At 62.4% G+C, this 16,525-nt stretch carries 15 protein-coding genes; 12 read left to right on the top strand and 3 right to left on the bottom strand.

Going from position 1 to position 16,525, the window contains the following annotated elements:
- Positions 1-9 precede the first annotated feature (9 nt).
- From MKD49_RS20840 to MKD49_RS20830, 3 genes are all read right to left on the bottom strand, one after another.
- Positions 10-900, bottom strand: a complete 891-nt coding sequence (locus tag MKD49_RS20840; RefSeq protein ID WP_121042947.1) for an ABC transporter permease — start codon at positions 898-900, stop codon at positions 10-12.
- A gap of 21 nt (positions 901-921) precedes the next feature.
- Positions 922-1,929, bottom strand: coding sequence for an ABC transporter substrate-binding protein (locus MKD49_RS20835; RefSeq protein WP_034338144.1), 1,008 nt, complete (start codon positions 1,927-1,929; stop codon positions 922-924).
- Positions 1,930-1,996: 67 nt separating this feature from the next.
- Positions 1,997-3,094 (bottom strand): substrate-binding domain-containing protein, encoded by a 1,098-nt coding sequence (locus MKD49_RS20830; RefSeq protein ID WP_252697251.1) that lies wholly within the window; start codon positions 3,092-3,094, stop codon positions 1,997-1,999.
- Positions 3,095-3,617: 523 nt separating this feature from the next.
- Between MKD49_RS20830 and leuS the strand changes: the two genes are divergently transcribed.
- The 12 genes from leuS to MKD49_RS20770 all read left to right on the top strand — a co-directional run bounded on the left by leuS (position 3,618) and on the right by MKD49_RS20770 (position 16,352).
- Positions 3,618-6,266: a leucine--tRNA ligase gene (leuS, locus tag MKD49_RS20825; protein ID WP_252697250.1), complete on the top strand. Its 2,649-nt coding sequence runs from the start codon at positions 3,618-3,620 to the stop codon at positions 6,264-6,266.
- A 28-nt stretch (positions 6,267-6,294) separates the two neighbouring features.
- Positions 6,295-6,840 (top strand): LPS assembly lipoprotein LptE, encoded by a 546-nt coding sequence (gene lptE / locus MKD49_RS20820; protein WP_252697249.1) that lies wholly within the window; start codon positions 6,295-6,297, stop codon positions 6,838-6,840.
- 18 nt (positions 6,841-6,858) lie between these two features.
- The gene (gene holA, locus MKD49_RS20815) at positions 6,859-7,878 is read left to right on the top strand and encodes a DNA polymerase III subunit delta (protein ID WP_121042941.1); all 1,020 of its coding nucleotides are present in this window, start codon (positions 6,859-6,861) and stop codon (positions 7,876-7,878) included.
- A gap of 74 nt (positions 7,879-7,952) precedes the next feature.
- Positions 7,953-9,221: a glutamate-5-semialdehyde dehydrogenase gene (locus MKD49_RS20810; protein ID WP_034340111.1), complete on the top strand. Its 1,269-nt coding sequence runs from the start codon at positions 7,953-7,955 to the stop codon at positions 9,219-9,221.
- A gap of 20 nt (positions 9,222-9,241) precedes the next feature.
- Positions 9,242-10,660, top strand: a complete 1,419-nt coding sequence (locus MKD49_RS20805; protein ID WP_252697248.1) for an AAA family ATPase — start codon at positions 9,242-9,244, stop codon at positions 10,658-10,660.
- A gap of 60 nt (positions 10,661-10,720) precedes the next feature.
- Positions 10,721-11,281: a DUF4276 family protein gene (locus MKD49_RS20800; RefSeq protein WP_252697247.1), complete on the top strand. Its 561-nt coding sequence runs from the start codon at positions 10,721-10,723 to the stop codon at positions 11,279-11,281.
- A gap of 1 nt (position 11,282) precedes the next feature.
- Complete coding sequence (locus MKD49_RS20795) at positions 11,283-11,708, top strand: CopD family protein (RefSeq protein ID WP_008325441.1); 426 nt, start codon at positions 11,283-11,285, stop codon at positions 11,706-11,708.
- Between the two features lie 66 nt (positions 11,709-11,774).
- The gene (locus tag MKD49_RS20790; RefSeq protein ID WP_121042939.1) at positions 11,775-12,380 is read left to right on the top strand and encodes a 2-hydroxychromene-2-carboxylate isomerase; all 606 of its coding nucleotides are present in this window, start codon (positions 11,775-11,777) and stop codon (positions 12,378-12,380) included.
- Between the two features lie 99 nt (positions 12,381-12,479).
- Positions 12,480-13,736 carry a class I SAM-dependent RNA methyltransferase gene (locus MKD49_RS20785; RefSeq protein WP_252697246.1) on the top strand — a complete coding sequence of 419 codons (1,257 nt, stop codon included), beginning with the start codon at positions 12,480-12,482 and terminating at the stop codon, positions 13,734-13,736.
- 181 nt (positions 13,737-13,917) lie between these two features.
- Entirely contained in the window at positions 13,918-14,331 is a 414-nt protein-coding gene (locus tag MKD49_RS20780) for a DoxX family protein (protein ID WP_252697245.1), read from the top strand.
- Between the two features lie 195 nt (positions 14,332-14,526).
- Positions 14,527-15,384, top strand: a complete 858-nt coding sequence (locus MKD49_RS20775) for a dioxygenase (RefSeq protein WP_134221339.1) — start codon at positions 14,527-14,529, stop codon at positions 15,382-15,384.
- A 56-nt stretch (positions 15,385-15,440) separates the two neighbouring features.
- Positions 15,441-16,352, top strand: a complete 912-nt coding sequence (locus MKD49_RS20770) for a LysR family transcriptional regulator (RefSeq protein ID WP_121042932.1) — start codon at positions 15,441-15,443, stop codon at positions 16,350-16,352.
- Positions 16,353-16,525: the final 173 nt, after the last annotated feature.

Raw genomic sequence — 16,525 nt, 5'->3', positions numbered from 1 at the left:
GGCCCTTCCTTATGCCGCTGCGGCCACGCCGCTGCCGGTGAGCGAACGCGCCAGTGCCAGCACCGCCCAGGTGATCAGGCCCAGCACGATGGACAGCGAGGCCGCCGTGGCAAAGTTGGCGTAGCCGGTAAATTCGTTGTAGATGGTCATGGGCAGCACATCGATATTGGCCGCCAGCGTGAAGGCAGTCCCGAAGGCACCGACGCTGGTGGCAAAGCAGATCGCCCCCGATGAAATGAGCGCCGGCAGCAGTGCGGGCAGCACCACGTGCAGCAGCACCTGCCAGGGCTTGGCACCGAGCGAGCGTGCCGCTTCTTCCAGCGAGGGATCGAGTTTTTCAGCGGCGGCCACGACGGTGAGGATCACACGCGGAATGGAGAAATACAGGTAACCCAGGAACAGCCCCGCCAGCGAATACGCGAACACCAGCGATTCGCCAAAGAGCCAGTTGGTGAAGGCACCGATGAGCCCCTGGCGTCCGGCCAGCATGATGACCATGAAGCCGACCACCACGCCGGGAAACGCCAGCGGGAAGGTCAGCATGGCCAGCAACACCGACTGGCCAGGAAAACGATTGCGTTGCAGGAACAAGCCGACGAACACCGAGATGGCCAGCGTGGCGACCGTGACCACTGCCGACAGCGCCAGCGTGGACATCAGGCTGGTGAAGTAATGGCGGTTGGTCAGCACCGACAGATAGGCCATCGCGCCATCCGGTCCCGAGGCCCCCACGCCGACCAGCCGCACCATGGGCAGCAGCCAGAAGGCGCAGAACAGGGTCAGGCCGGGGACAGCGAACCACAGCCAGACACCGTTGCCGGCTGCGCGCGGACGCGCCGCCGGCGGCTGGCCGGCCAGCGGGGCCGGCGCGCCGGACGCCGGGGAAATCATGCTCTTCATGCTTGCTCCTGCGGTCTGCATTCAGCGTACTTCGGCCAGGTAGCGCTCGCCGAACTTGCGCTGGGCTTCGGCCATCTTGCCGTAGTCCACCGCCTTGGCACGGGCGTATTCCGAGGCCGGCAGGAAGCGCGCTTCGGCTTCCTTCGACATCGCCGCCGCACGCACCGGGCGCAGGTAGGCATTGGCCCAGATCGCCTGGCCCTGGTCGGACAGCAGGAAGTCCAGCACCTTCTTCGCTTCAGCCTGGTGCGGTCCGTTCTTCACCAGCGAGACCACGTAGGGCACGGTGACGGTGCCTTCCGAAGGAATCACGAAGGCGACGTTGGCGTGGTCCTTGTACTTGGCGCGATAGGCGTCGAAGTCATAGCCCAGCAGGATGGGAATTTCACCCGAGATCAGGCGTGCATAGGAAGTCTGCTTGGGCACGATGGGCTGGTTCTTCTGCAGGTTCTTGAAGAAGGTGATGGCCGGCGAGAAATCGTCCAGCGTACCGCCCATGGCCTGGTTGATCGCCACCGCGCCGACATAGCCGACGAAGGCCGAGGCCGGGTCGAGATAGCCGATCAGGCCCTTGTACTCGGGCTTCTGCAGGTCGGCCCAGGACTTGGGTACAGGCTTGCCCTTCAAGGCATCGACGTTGACCATGATGCCCATGGTGCCGGAGTGGATGGTGACCCAGTAACCGTCAGGATCCTTCAGTCCGTTGGGGATATCGTTCCAGTGGGCCGGCTTGTAGGCGGCCACCAGGTCCTTGTTCTTCGCTTCGATGCCGAAGGACACGCCCAGGTAGGTGAAATCAGCCACCGGGCTGGCCTTCTCGGCCGTCAGCTGGGCCAGGGCCTGGCCGCTGTTCTTGTTGTCGGGCGGCACGGTGATGCCGGTCTTGTCCTTGATGGCCTTGATCTGCGCAGCCCAGTCCGCCCACTCGGGCGGACAGTTGTAGCAGATCGCGGTCTGGGCCGAAGCGGCCAGGGAAGCCGACAGCAACAGCGCGCCGGCAGCAGTTTGAATAACACGTTTCAGGAACATGTCAGATCCTTTCCTAAGGGTTGAACAACGAGGGCACAACAAATTCTTGACGACATCAGCATCAGCATCAGCAAGAGGCCGGTGCAGGCGGTGCTACCGAGCCCCCTTCGCGCAGCGTATGCGGAAGGATATGGCGCACTCCGGCGATGACCGGCACCGGCGCCTCCTCGACCGCCGCAGCGGCAGCAGCCGCCGGCAGCGCACGCTCGATGGCATCGACCAGCGTACGCAGGGCGACGTCGCCGATCTGCTCGGAGGGCTGCACCACGCTGGCCAGCACCGGCTGCATCAGCGCCCCGACAGGAATGCCGTCGAAGCCCATCACCGAGATATCCTCCGGCACCTGCAAGCCCAGCGCGCGCAGGTCGCGCATGGCGCTCAGGGCCAGCAGGTCGTTGGAACAGAACAGCGCCGTCGGGCGATGCAAGGGGTCGGCCATCATCTGCTGGTAATCGGTGGCGGCGGTGAGCGTGTGGCGCTCGACCTCGATGGCCGGCAGCGGCGCCAGTCCGGCCGCTTGCATGGCATCGAGATAACCGCAGTAGCGCTGCATGGCGCGGTCGGACGCATTGAAGCGCCCCGACAGCATCTGGATGCGGCGATGCCCCAGCCCGATCAGGTGGCTGACGGCATCGCAGGCGGCAGCGCGGTTGTCCACCGAGACCGAAGCGCGATGCGTGGCGGCCTCGGCATCCGCATCGGCTGCGGCAGCGGCCAGCTGGTTGTAGGCCAGCACGAAGGGAATGCGCTCGCGCTCCAGCAGGTCCAGCGTGGCATTGGCACCGGCATCGGCCACCGTCAGGATCACGCCATCGACGCGATGGCCCAGCAGCAACTCCACCGCCGCCGACTCATCTTCGGGCAGGTATTCGGTGGTGGTGAACATGACCGAGTAGTCCAGCGCGCGCGCGGCCAGCTCGATGCCTTGCAGGCACTGGGCGAACACCGTGTTGGACAGGGTCGGCACCACCACCCCGACCGTGCGCGAATTGCCGGCGCGCAAGTTGCGGCCGGTGAAATTGGGACGGAACCCCAGTTCGGCGATGCTGCGGTGGATCTTCTCGGCGGTTTCCGCACTGACCGACCCCGGCTTGTTGAGCAGGCGGGACACGGTGGCAATGGACACGCCAGCCAGATGGGCAACTTGTTTGATGGACGGACGCACGGGGTTTCCGGGGCAAATGAAAACGATTTCATGATGCCGCCCGATTGTTACGCCCTCATGACCATCAAACCGTGTGGAATGTGAACGAAAACCTCACAAATGCTGGCTCACAGCGACTTTCCATCTCCCGTCAAACGAAGCAGCCAAATTCAAGCCAACCTCAATAAAAAATTGCTTTTTCACAATTTTTCGAGAATTAACAAGAAGTATTTCGAGAACACGCCACACCGCCGTTACCGATGGTTTCATACGTCACGCCAGCCTTCATGCTGGTCAGCGCACCATCCCAGTCCGTCGCCCCCTCGCAGGCGGGAACCGTGTAGCTGCTATCCCTGCTGCCGCCCTGCTCAGGCACAGGGGTCTTGGCCCGCCTCTTCACCGAGGCGGGCCTTTTTTCGGGCGGGGCGGCGCGGGGGCCGCGCAAGGGCGGGCCGGAATGCCGCGCCGGGGCGGTGAGCCGGTATAATGCAGGGTTTCGAATTGCAGTCCCCTCCCAACCGAATTCCATCCGTATCAGCCCGTCATGCAAGATAAATACAGCCCAGCCGAAGTTGAACAGTCCGCACAGCAGCACTGGAACGCCATCGACGCCTACAAGACCGTCGAAAACGCCCGCGACAAGGAAGGCCGCGACAAGAAGAAGTTCTACGCCTGCTCGATGCTGCCCTACCCCTCCGGCAAGCTGCACATGGGCCACGTGCGCAACTACACCATCAACGATGTGATGTATCGCTACCTGCGCATGAACGGCTACAACGTCCTGATGCCCATGGGCTGGGATGCCTTCGGCATGCCCGCCGAAAACGCCGCCATGGCCAATGGCGTGCCGCCGGCGCAGTGGACTTATTCCAATATTGAATATATGAAGTCGCAGATGCAGTCGATGGGCCTGGCCATCGACTGGTCGCGCGAGATGACGGCCTGCCGTCCCGAGTACTACAAGTGGAACCAGTGGATGTTCCTGAAGATGCTGGAGAAGGGCATCATCTACAAGAAGACCGGGACCGTGAACTGGGATCCGATCGACCAGACCGTGCTGGCCAACGAGCAGGTCATCGACGGCCGTGGCTGGCGCTCGGGTGCCGTGATCGAAAAGCGCGAGATCCCGATGTACTACGCCAAGATCACCGACTACGCCGACGAACTGCTGGAACACGTCGAGACCAAGCTGCCCGGCTGGCCCGAGCGCGTGCGCCTGATGCAGGCCAACTGGATCGGCAAGTCCACCGGCGTGCGCTTCGCCTTCCCGCACCAGATCAAGGGCGCGGACGGCCAGCTGATCAACGACGGCAAGCTGTTCGTCTTCACCACCCGCGCCGACACCATCATGGGCGTGACCTTCTGCGCCGTGGCCCCGGAACACCCGCTGGCCACCCTCGCCGCAGAAAACAACCCGGCCCTGCAAGCCTTCATCGCCGAATGCAAGCAAGGCAGCGTGATCGAAGCCGACATGGCGACCATGGAAAAGAAGGGCATGCCGACCGGCCTGTTCGTCACCCATCCGCTGACCGGCGAGCAGGTCGAAGTCTGGGTTGGCAACTATGTGCTCATCACCTACGGCGACGGTGCCGTGATGGGCGTGCCGGCGCATGACGAGCGCGACTTCGCCTTCGCCCGCAAATACAAGCTGCCGATCAAGCAGGTCATCGCCGTGGAAGGCAAGACCTACTCCACCGAAGCCTGGGAAGAATGGTACGGCGACAAGGAAGCCGGCAAGACCATCGCGTCCGGCAAGTACGATGGGCTGGGCTATCAGGCCGCCGTCGATGCGGTCGCCGCCGACCTGGCCGCACAGGGCCTGGGCGAGAAGAAGGTGACCTTCCGCCTGCGCGACTGGGGCATCTCGCGCCAGCGTTACTGGGGCACCCCCATCCCCATCATCCACTGCCCGGATTGCGGCGACGTGCCGGTGCCCGAGAAGGACCTGCCGGTCGTGCTGCCGGAAGACTGCGTGCCGGACGGCAGCGGCAATCCGCTCAACAAGCATGAGCAATTCCTCAAGGTCGACTGCCCCTGCTGCGGCAAGCCGGCCCGCCGCGAAACCGACACCATGGACACCTTCGTGGATTCGTCCTGGTACTACATGCGCTATACCTCGCCGGGCAGCAACGAGGCGATGGTCGACTCCCGCAACGATTACTGGATGCCCATGGACCAGTACATCGGCGGCATCGAACACGCCGTGCTGCACCTGCTGTACGCGCGCTTCTGGACCAAGGTCATGCGCGACTTCGGCCTGGTCAAGTTCGACGAGCCCTTCACCAACCTGTTGACGCAAGGCATGGTCCTGAACGAGACCTACTATCGCGAAGACGCCGCCGGCAAGAAGACCTGGTACAACCCGGCTGACGTGGACCTGTCCTTCGACGACAAGGGCCGTCCGGTCTCGGCCGTGTTGAAGGAAGACGGCCAGCCGGTGATGATCGGCGGCACCGAGAAGATGTCCAAGTCCAAGAACAACGGCATCGACCCGCAAGCGCAGATCGACCAGTACGGTGCCGATACGGCCCGCCTGTTCACCATGTTCGCCTCGCCGCCGGAACAGACCCTGGAATGGTCCGGTGCCGGTGTGGAAGGCGCCAACCGCTTCCTGCGCCGCGTCTGGGCCTTCGGCTACAACAACGCTGCGCGCATCACCGCCGCCGGTGCACTCGATGCCGCCCAGCTCGATGATGCTCTGAAGACCCTGCGCCGCGAAGTGCACAAGGTCCTGCAGCAAGCCGACAACGACTTCAAGCGCATTCAGTACAACACCGTGGTCTCGGCCTGCATGAAGATGCTCAACACGCTGGAAGCGGCCAAGCCTGCGGCCGGTGCGGCCGGTGATGCAGTGATCGCCGAGTGCTTCTCGATCTTCCTGCGCGTGCTGAACCCGGTGGCTCCGCACATCACCCATGTGCTGTGGCAGCAGCTGGGCTATGCCCAGGCGCAGGGCGACATCCTCGACGCCGCCTGGCCGCAGGTCGATGCGGCCGCGCTGGAACAGAGCGAGCTGAAGCTGGTGGTGCAGGTCAACGGCAAGCTGCGCGGCGAAGTCACCGTGCCGAAGGATGCCGACAAGGCCGCCATCGAAGCCGCCGCGCTGGCCAACGAAGACGTCAAGAAATTCCTGACCGGCGCACCGAAGAAGGTGATCGTGGTGCCGGGCAAGCTGGTCAACATCGTTGCCTGATCCGGCCCAACCTTAACGACGGAACTCCATGCACGCTCAAGTCCAAATCAAGCGTTTCTCGCAATGGCTGCTGCTGGCGGCGGCGGCCGTGATGCTCACGGCCTGCGGCTTCCATATGCGCGGCGCGGCTGACCTGCCCTTCAAGACCATCTACCTGGGCTTCGCGCCCAACTCGGCGGTCGGGGTGGAACTCAAGCGCAACATCGAGGCCAGCGGTGCCAAGGTGCTGTCCGAACCCAAGGAGGCCGAAGCCAACCTGAAGGTGCTGGCCGATTCCCGCGACCGCCAGGTGCTGACCCTGAACACCAACGGCCGCGTGCGTGAATACGCGCTGTTCCAGCGCTTCACCTTCTCGGTCACCGATGCCAAGGGCGTCATCCTGATCCCGCCGACGGCCATCACCCTGCGCCGCGTCATCACCTATGACGAGAACCAGGAACTGGCCAAGCAGGCCGAGGAAGTGCTGCTCTACCGCGACATGCAGTCCGACCTGGTGCAGCAGATCCTGCGTCGCCTGTCGGCCTCCAAGACCGCCATCAAGAACGAGAAGGCTGCGGCCGACTCGGACTCCTGAGCGGCACGCGGAATCAGCATGCAACTGCGCCACGACTCCCTGGACGCCCATCTCGGCAAATCGCTGGCCCCGCTTTACGTGATCGCCAGCGACGAGCACCTGCTGGCACTGGAAGCGGCGGACAAGATCCGCCGCAGTGCCCGCGCCAATGGCTATACCGAGCGCGAGGTACTGGTGGTGGAGCGCAGCTTCAAGTGGGGTGAGCTGCTGGCGGCCAACCAGTCGCAATCGTTGTTCGGCGACAAGAAACTGATCGAGCTGCGCATCCCCACCGGCAAGCCCGGCAAGGATGGCGGCCAGGCGCTGCAGGATTACGCCGCCAATCTCTCGCCCGACAATCTGACCATCATCAGCCTGCCCAAGCTGGACTGGGCCACGCAGAAAGCGGCCTGGGTCGGTGCCCTGCAGCAGGCGGCGGTCTACATCGACATTCCGCTGGTGGAACGCGCACAGCTGCCGGCCTGGATCGGCAACCGCCTGGCGGCCCAGCAGCAGAGCGCCGACCGGGCCTGCCTGGATTTCATCGCGGATCGCGTGGAAGGCAACCTGCTGGCGGCGCACCAGGAAATCCAGAAGCTGGCCCTGCTGCATCCGCCGGGCAAGCTCAGTTTCGAACAGGTGCAGGACGCGGTGCTGAACGTGGCGCGTTATGACGTCTTCAAGCTCAACGAAGCCATGCTCTCGGGCGACATCGCGCGCCTGACGCGCATGATGGACGGCTTGAAGGGCGAAGGCGAGGCGCTGCCGCTGGTGCTGTGGGCGGTCACCGAAGAAATCCGCACCCTGCTCAAGCTCAAATCCGGCATGGCCCAGGGCAAACCCGTGGGCGCCCTGTTGAAGGAATACCGCATCTGGGGCCCGCGCGAACGCCTGATGGAGCCGGCCCTGCGCCGCATCAGCCTGGCCGCGCTGGAACAGGCGCTGCAGGAAGCGGCCCTGGTGGACCGCATGGTCAAGGGCCTGCGTGCCCGCAGCTTTGCCGGCGACCCGTGGGACGCCTTGCTGCAACTGGGCCTGAAGCTGGCACGCGGACGCTGATCCGGCCGTACACCCGGCATATCGAATACCGAACATCGAACCCGACGCGCGCATCGCGCCCCGGAGAAAACTGCATGGAAAACATCGACCTCTACATGAACCGCATCGGCCAGCAGGCCCGTGCTGCCTCGCGCGCCATGGCGCGTGCCGATACCGCTGCCAAGAACCAGGCGCTGCTGCTGATCGCGGCCGCCATCCGCCGCGACGCGGACGCCCTGCGTGCGGCCAATGCGCTGGACCTGGACGCTGCCCGCGCCAATGGTCTGGCCGAAGCCATGCTGGATCGCCTGACCTTGTCCGACAAGGCCATCGCCACCATGGCCGAAGGCCTGGAGCAGATCGCCTCCCTGCCAGATCCCATCGGCGAGATCAGCAACATGAAGTACCGCCCTACCGGCATCCAGGTCGGCCAGATGCGCGTGCCGCTGGGCGTGATCGGGATCATCTACGAAGCCCGTCCGAACGTGACGGTCGATGCCGCAGGCCTGTGCATCAAGAGCGGCAACGCCACCATCCTGCGCGGCGGCTCTGAAGCCATCCACTGCAATCAGGCGCTGGCCAAGCTGGTCAAGGAAGGACTGGCCGGTGCCGGTCTGCCGGAACAGGCAGTGCAGGTAGTCGAGACCACCGACCGTGCTGCCGTGGGTGCGCTCATCACCATGCAGGAATACGTGGACGTGATCGTCCCGCGCGGCGGCAAGGGCCTGATCGAGCGCCTCATGAAGGAAGCCAAGGTGCCGATGATCAAGCACCTCGACGGCATCTGCCACGTCTACATCGACGACAAGGCCGACACCCGCAAGGCACTCGATGTGGCCTTCAATGCCAAGTGCCATCGCTACGGCACCTGCAACACCATGGAAACCCTGCTGGTATCGCGCAACATCGCTGCCGCCATCCTGCCGCCGCTGTCCGAACTGTATCGCGTGAAGGAAGTGGAACTGCGCTGCGATCCGGAAGCCGCCGAGATCCTGGCCGGCTACCCGCTGCTCAAGGCGGCCACCGAAGAGGATTGGGACACCGAATACCTGGCCCCCATCCTGGCCGTGAAAGTGGTGGCCGACATGGATGAGGCCATCGAGCACATCAATCGCCATTCTTCGCAGCACACCGACAGCATCATCACCGAGGACTACACGCGCGCCATGCGTTTCCTGCGCGAAGTGGATTCGGCCTCGGTCATGGTCAATGCCTCGACCCGCTTTGCCGATGGCTTCGAATACGGCCTGGGTGCGGAGATCGGCATCTCCAACGACAAGCTGCATGCACGCGGCCCGGTGGGACTGGAAGGACTGACCTCGCTGAAATACGTGGTGCTGGGCCAGGGACAGGTCCGCCAGTAATCCATTTCGGAAGAACTTAAATGCTGACTCGCTTAAAAGTTAGGGGATTCAAGAGTCTCGAAGATATCGAGGTCGCCTTCGGACCATTCACCTGCATCGCGGGTACGAATGGCGTGGGCAAATCCAATCTTTTTGATGCGATTCTGTTTCTGAAGGATCTGGCAGACAAGTCAATCATTGAGGCTGCCAATCGTGTCAGAAACCGGGATGGCAACAACCGCAGCGATATCCGTTCTTTATTTACAAAAACGATTTCCTCTCAGGCGGAAGAAATCGAATTCGATGCAGAGTTCATTGTCAGCCCGAAGGTGATTGATGACTACCGCAGGGAAGCCAGCCCCAAGGTCACCTATTTGAAATACAACTTGGTCCTGAGGTATCTGCCGGCCACGGATAAGGGCCCCGAAGGCATCGAGCTGACGCGAGAGGTGCTGACCTTCGTTCAAAAGGGAGAAGCACGAAATAGACTTGGCTTCGAACATAGCAAGGAGTTTTTTGATTCCGTTTACCACGGCGGGAGCAAAATCAATTTTATTTACACGGATATCGAAGACGGCCATCCGGTTCTGAAAGTCAGACAAGATCAGAAAGGCGGGAATCCCGTCACCATTCCGCTTGCGAACACTGAGAGAACCGCACTGAGCGGCATCAACAGCATCGATCGTCCGACGGCTCTCGCGGCTCGTCGCGAAATTCAGTCCTGGACTTTGTTGCAATTGGAACCCTCTGCATTGCGCCGTCCTGATGACTTTGTCTCTGTCAGCAAAGTTTCCCCCATTGGCGAGCATCTTCCGGCAACGCTTTCCAGATTGGAAAAGATCCCCGGGAAGAATGCCGAGATCGCAAATGAATTGGCCAATTTGCTTCCTGACGTGTCCAATGTCTCCGTTGACATTGACGAGCCTCGTCAGTCGAAGACTTTGTATCTGGAAACGACGACAGGCATCAGGCATGAAGCCAGAGCCTTATCGGACGGGACATTGCGGTTTCTGGCCTTGTCGATTATCGGAGCGGACTCCGACAGCGGTGGCGTCATCTGCCTGGAAGAGCCTGAAAATGGCATTCACCCAGCACGAATTTCCGCGATGATTCAATTGCTTTATCGAATGACGGCAGATCCTCTTGTACCGGTCGATAGCACGGATAATCCTCTTCGACAGGTCATCATCAACACCCATTCTCCATTGGTGATTGAGAAAATTGTTACTGACGATCTGGTCGTTTCACAAGCCATCAAGAAGGACGGCGCGCAGCTTTCTCGCTTTACCGCAGTCACCCAAACTTGGCGTGAAGCCGCAATGTGTGGCCTTGGCCACCCCCCGATAGGCTATGGCGCATTGCTGGACTTTCTCAACGTTGAGGATTCTGAAGAGCAAATGGAAGAGGGAAAAACGGTGCGTCATTTCTTGCGCCACCAGCTTGGCATGATCGGACGCTAAGGGGACAGTGAATTGATTTCGTATACGCTACTGGCTGATGGAACGTCCGACGCAGCCCTGATGCACGTCATCGATTGGGCCATCACCCAACAAGATCCTTCGATTGGCATCACGCCCCAATTTGCCCGTCATCTGGGACCCGTCGGAAACGAACTATCGGAGCGAGTATCGGCGGCAATCCGTGCGTATCCTTGCGATGTCTTGTTCGTGCATCGTGATTCGGAAAGTGAGTCACTGGAAAAGCGCGAATCTGAAATTGCATCGGCTTTCACGGAATTGACCCACAACCATGTCCCGATCATCCCAATGCGTATGACGGAAGCGTGGCTGCTGAGCGATGAGCATGCAATTCGCTCAGCAGCCGGAAACCCCAATGGAAAAGCCGAACTCGGCATCCCCGGCAAGAGAGAATGGGAACGAAGCAAAAATCCCAAACAGATTTTATTTGATGCACTCAAAGCGGCTTCAGAACTAAACGCTCGTGCCTTGAAGAAATTTTCGCCCGACAGGCAACGCTTGCGCGTCGCTGAACTCACCACCGACTTTTCCGGTTTAAGAGGACTTGCTTCATTCGATCAGTTTGAAGCGACTTTAAAGTCCAAGCTCTTTGGAGAAAAATAGCATGCTCTGGATCAAAGCCCTGCACATCGTCTTCATCGCCTCCTGGTTCGCCGGCCTGTTCTACCTGCCGCGCATCTTCGTGAACCTGGCGCAGGAGACCGACCTGGTCGCGCGCGAACGCCTGCTGGGCATGGCGCGCCGCCTGTACCGCTTCACCGGCATGATCTCGCTGGTGGCGCTGGTGCTGGGCGTGTGGCTGCTGGCCATCACCTGGTCGTTCTGGAAGGGCCCCGGCAATGGCTGGCTGCATGCCAAGCTGTTCCTGGTGGTGCTGGTGATCGGCTACCAGCACGCCTGCGGCTCGCTGCTCAAGAAATTCGAACACGGCAAGAACGTGCGCAGCCACGTCTGGTATCGCTGGTTCAACGAAGTGCCGGTGCTGCTGATGCTGGCCATCGTGATCCTGGTGGTGGTCAAGCCGTTCTGATCATTCTGCAACTATCCCAGCAGTCTTCGTCCGCTACATTCCACACTCATCCTTCCGGAGCCGGTCATGAGCAAAGTCTGTGAGTACTTCTTCGCGCCGCATTCACCCTTCGCCTACCTGGGCCACGATCGTTTCGTCGCCCTCGCCGAAAAATACCAGGTGCAGATCCTGCCCAAGCCCTTCGATCTGTCCAAGATCTTCGGTGTCTCCGGCGGCCTGCCGCTGGCCAAGCGCGCACCACAGCGCCAGGCCTATCGCCTCAAGGAACTGGCACGCTGGAGCGAGTTCCTGGGCAAGCCCATGGTGCTGCAGCCGACCTATTTCCCGGTCAACAGCGACAATGCGGCGCGCCTGATCATCGCCACCCAGCTGGCCCACGGCACCGCCGCCGCACTGCGTCTGACCGGCGCCATCATGCGCGCGGTGTGGGAAGAACAACGCAACATCGCCGACCACGACACCCTGGTCGCCATCGCCAATGCCAATGACCACGATGGCGCGGCCCTGCTGAAGTCGGCCGAAACGGCCAGCGTGCAGGCCGAATTCGACCGCTTCACCGACGAGGCCAATGCCGCCAGCATCTTCGGTGCGCCGTGGTACGTCTACGACGGTGAAGGCTACTGGGGCCAGGATCGCCTGGACTTCATCGAGCGTGCCTTCGCGAAAGGCTGAGCGGCCAGCGTACAATGACGCCGGACTGCGCAGCGACCCGCGCAGTCCGGCTTTTTTCATTTTTGTTACTTTGTTTTCCAACGGATAAAAGGTACTCCCATGCAAGCTCCCGACACCAATTACTCTTACTTCTGTCCCTGCCCGCGCGGCCTGGAAACGGCCCTGGCGGAAGAACTCAACGAGATCGCCCAGCACGCCGGCCCCGCCGCCAACCTCAAGGTGCACAACCAGGTGCCCGGTGGCGTGCACTGCTCCGGCACCCTGCTGGCGGCCTACCAGATGAACCTGCACTCGCGCATCGCCAGCCGCGTGCTGCTGCGCATGGGCCATGGTTCCTACAAGAACGAGAACGACATCTACGACCTCACCCTGGCGCAAGCCTGGGAAGACTGGTTCAAGGTCTCGCACACCATCCGCGTGGACCTGACCGCCGTGAAGTCGCCCCTGCGCAGCCTGGAGTTCAGCACCCTCAAGATCAAGGATGCGATCTGCGACCGCTTCCTCGACCAGTTCAAGCTGCGCCCATCGGTGAACACCCGCACGCCTGACATGCGCATCGCCGGTTTCGTCGATGCCCACAATTTCACGGTTTATCTCGATACCTCGGGCGAGGCGCTCTTCAAGCGCGGCTGGCGCGAAGAAACCGGTGATGCGCCGCTGCGCGAGAACCTCGCTGCAGGCCTGCTGCGCACCGCCGGCTGGAAGCCGGGCGTACCGCTGTTCGACCCCATGTGCGGTTCCGGCACCATCCTGGCCGAGGCGGCGCAGATCATCGCCGGCGTGCCGCCGGGCGCGCGCCGCCGCTTCGCCTTCGAGAAGTTCAGCAACTTCGATGCCGATGCCTGGTTCGCCATCAAGGGCGATTTCAAACCCAATCCGATTCCGACCACGCCCACGCTGTTCGGCAGCGACATCTCCGGCGACATGGTGGAACTGACCCGCAAGAACCTGGTACGCGCCGGCGTGCATTTCGAAGTGCCGCTCAAGCAGATCGAAGCGCAGGAAATCAAGCCGCCGGTCGATGCCGAGGGCAAGCCGCTGGTCGGCATCATCCTCTCCAATCCGCCCTACGGTGAACGTATCGGCGTGCGCGGCGACCGCGCCTTGCCGACCGAGGAATTGTTCACGCAGTTCTTCAGCGCCTTCTCCAGCACGCTCAAGCAGCGCTTTGCGGGGTGGAGCGTATTCCTGTTCTCGGCCGACCTCGGCCTGGCCAAGCTGATGCGCCTCAAGGAAGCCCGCAAGACCCCGTTCTTCAACGGCGCCCTGGAATGCCGCCTGTTCCGCTTCGACATGGTGGCCGGCTACAACCGCCGCGAGGAAGCCAAGCCGGTCTCGCGCGACAGCGAAGACTGATCCTCTCCGGCGCGGATGGATTGTCAACTTCTCCAAGACAATCCATCCCGCCGCCACCGGTTTATCCGGCCTGCCTTCTTCCCTACAGTGTGGACTTGGCGACTGCCGTTGCGCATGCAAGAAAAAGCAAAAGCGCAACGCTCGCCATCCTTCATCCACTCCACACTTTTCCGGGATCTCCATGACCACCGTTACCATCAACACCCGTGCCGACTACGCCGCCTTCCTGCTGCGCGTCACCATGGGCATTTTCTTCCTGGTCCACGCCGGCCTGAAACTGTTCGTCTTCACACCCGCCGGGACCGTCGGCTTCTTCGCCTCGCTGGGCGTGCCGGGCTGGTTCGCCTATCCGGTCATGGCACTGGAAGTGGTGGGCGGCATCGCGCTGGTGCTGGGCTTCTACGGTCGCTGGCTGGCCCTGCCGCTGGCAGCGGACCTGCTGGGCGCGATCGTGCTGGTGCATGGCAAGGCCGGCTTCTTCTTCACCAATCCCAAGGGCGGCTGGGAATACCTGGCGCTCTGGATCGTCGGCCTGATTGCCGTGTTCCTGCTGGGTGATGGCGCATTTGCCCTGAAGCGTGAAGCGCAGCGCTGATGGCGCATTGATGGCATCATCAGCCAACAATCTCTCGCAGGATCAGCGCCGGGCCCGTGCCCGGCGCACGCCATCCGGCGACAAAGTTTCAAACCGCATCAAAGCAGTCAATGTTCCAAACGTTTTAAATGTTTTAAATGTTTTAAATGTTTTAAATGTTTTATATCGTTTATAGCGATTCACAAGGAAACCATCATGTCCACCGTGTCCACTCTCTCCAGCACCGTCGATAGCCTTCCCCTGCCCTCGCTGTTCGTCTCGCACGGCTCGCCCATGCTGGCCGTCGAACCGGGCCGCACCGGGCCGCTGCTGGCCAGCATCGGTGCGACGCTGCCGCGTCCGCGTGGCATCGTGATGGTGTCGCCGCACTGGGAGACGTTCACGCCGCGCGTGGGCAACCAGGCCAAGCCGCGCGTGATCCATGACTTCGGTGGTTTCCCGCAGGAACTCTATGAACTGGACTATCCCGCCCCCGGTGCACCGGCGCTGGCCGAGCATGTAGCGCAACGCCTGCGCGACGGCGGCCTGCCGGCCAATACCGATGGCGGCTGGGGCCTCGATCACGGCGCCTGGGTGCCGCTGCGCTATCTCTATCCGCAAGCCGATGTGCCGGTGATCCAGCTGTCGCTGCAATCGCAGCAGCCGCCTGAATATCACTACCAGGTCGGCCGCCTGCTGGCACCACTGGCCAAGGAAGGCATCCTGCTGATCGGCTCGGGCAGCTTCACGCACAACCTGCGCGAACTGCGCCGCAACGAGATCGAGGGCGGCGATGCGCCGCATACGCTGGAATTCCTGCGCTGGTTCCTCGACCGCATGCAGGCCGGCGACCTGCAGGCCCTGTTCGGCTACCGGACCACCGCCCCGCATGCGGTGCGCACGCATCCCAGCGACGAACACCTGCTGAGCCTGTTCTTCGCCATGGGCGCGGCCGATGACTGGACACAGCTGGTACACCTCGACAGCGGTTCGACGTATCATAGCCTGCGCATGGACGCCTTCGCCTTCGGCACCGGTGCCCGCCTGCTGGCACAACTTCCGGCAGCTGCCTGAGCCGCCGTCTGTTCCGGGGGGGGGCCAGCGCAGCGCCCTCTCGGGGAAAACACGATTTGAACAAACTGCGTGAAATCGAATGCTTCATCGCCGTGGCCGACCTCGGCAGCTTCGTCAAGGCGGCCGACGCGCTGGGCATCTCCAAGGCCGCCGTCTCACGCACGGTACTGGAACTGGAAGCGCGCCTGGGTTCGCGCCTGATGCAGCGGACCACCCGGCGGCTCTCGCTGACCGAAGCCGGCAGCCTCTATCTGGAACGCTGCAAGCAGATAGTTGCAGCGCTGGAAGAAGCCGATGACCTGCTGCTGGCCGGCAGCGCCAAGCCCGCCGGCCTGCTGCGCATCAATGCTCCCGTGACCTTCGGCATCCTGCACCTGGCACCGCTGTGGCCGATCTTCCTGGAACGCCATCCGGAAGTGGAACTGGACATCACCCTCTCGGACCGCATCGTCGACATCATCGACGAAGGCTATGACCTGGCGATCCGCATCGCCCGGCTGGCCGATTCCACGCTGATCCACCGCAAGCTCACCAGCACCAGCCTGCCCATCTGCGCCTCGCCCGCCTATCTGGAAGCGCATGGCACGCCGCGCCACCCGCACGAGCTGGCGCAGCACCAGATCATCAGCTACAGCTACAACCACGGCAAGGACGAGTGGCAGTTCAGCGGGCCGGAAGGTCCGGTGAGCGTGCGCGTCAATGCGCGCATGCACGTCAACAATGGCGACAGCTGCGTGCAGGCAGCGCTGGGCGGCATCGGCATCACGCGCCAGCCGACCTTCATGATCGACCAGTACCTGCGCAGCGGACAGCTGGTCCCGCTGCTCACCGACTACACCGTGCCGGACCTGGGCATCTACGCGGTCTACCCCAGCCGTGCGCATCTCCCGGCCAAGGTCAGGGCGATGCTGGACTTTCTGTCCGAAGCCTTCGCGCAGGTGCACTGGTCCGGACCGGCCGAGGCCTGATCGCCTGATCCCACGGCGGCAGCAACGCAGCCGTTCTCGCAGCGCGCCCATGCTCTCCCGCAGGCTGGCTTGAACGGCAGCCATGCATAATTTTCATGCATCCTCACACAAGCTTGCAGGCTCGTCTTGCGGACGCTGCACACACGCCCAATTGCAGTGGAGCAGACCGGCGC

Source organism: Herbaspirillum sp. WGmk3 (genome assembly GCF_023952535.1).
GTDB classification, from domain to species: domain Bacteria; phylum Pseudomonadota; class Gammaproteobacteria; order Burkholderiales; family Burkholderiaceae_D; genus Herbaspirillum; species Herbaspirillum huttiense.
This window is presented reverse-complemented; position numbering and strand designations above follow the sequence as displayed.

What these genes read in the sequence shown, in the direction of transcription:
- MKD49_RS20790 (WP_121042939.1), top strand. Translation starts at nt 11,775, where the DNA reads ATGAGCAAAGTCTGTGAGTACTTCTTCGCGCCGCATTCACCCTTCGCC.
- MKD49_RS20805 (WP_252697248.1), top strand. Translation starts at nt 9,242, where the DNA reads ATGCTGACTCGCTTAAAAGTTAGGGGATTCAAGAGTCTCGAAGATATC.
- lptE (WP_252697249.1), top strand. Translation starts at nt 6,295, where the DNA reads ATGCACGCTCAAGTCCAAATCAAGCGTTTCTCGCAATGGCTGCTGCTG.
- MKD49_RS20780 (WP_252697245.1), top strand. Translation starts at nt 13,918, where the DNA reads ATGACCACCGTTACCATCAACACCCGTGCCGACTACGCCGCCTTCCTG.
- MKD49_RS20785 (WP_252697246.1), top strand. Translation starts at nt 12,480, where the DNA reads ATGCAAGCTCCCGACACCAATTACTCTTACTTCTGTCCCTGCCCGCGC.
- MKD49_RS20800 (WP_252697247.1), top strand. Translation starts at nt 10,721, where the DNA reads ATGCACGTCATCGATTGGGCCATCACCCAACAAGATCCTTCGATTGGC.
- holA (WP_121042941.1), top strand. Translation starts at nt 6,859, where the DNA reads ATGCAACTGCGCCACGACTCCCTGGACGCCCATCTCGGCAAATCGCTG.
- MKD49_RS20810 (WP_034340111.1), top strand. Translation starts at nt 7,953, where the DNA reads ATGGAAAACATCGACCTCTACATGAACCGCATCGGCCAGCAGGCCCGT.
- leuS (WP_252697250.1), top strand. Translation starts at nt 3,618, where the DNA reads ATGCAAGATAAATACAGCCCAGCCGAAGTTGAACAGTCCGCACAGCAG.
- MKD49_RS20795 (WP_008325441.1), top strand. Translation starts at nt 11,283, where the DNA reads ATGCTCTGGATCAAAGCCCTGCACATCGTCTTCATCGCCTCCTGGTTC.
- MKD49_RS20775 (WP_134221339.1), top strand. Translation starts at nt 14,527, where the DNA reads ATGTCCACCGTGTCCACTCTCTCCAGCACCGTCGATAGCCTTCCCCTG.
- MKD49_RS20835 (WP_034338144.1), bottom strand. Translation starts at nt 1,929, where the DNA reads ATGTTCCTGAAACGTGTTATTCAAACTGCTGCCGGCGCGCTGTTGCTG.
- MKD49_RS20840 (WP_121042947.1), bottom strand. Translation starts at nt 900, where the DNA reads ATGAAGAGCATGATTTCCCCGGCGTCCGGCGCGCCGGCCCCGCTGGCC.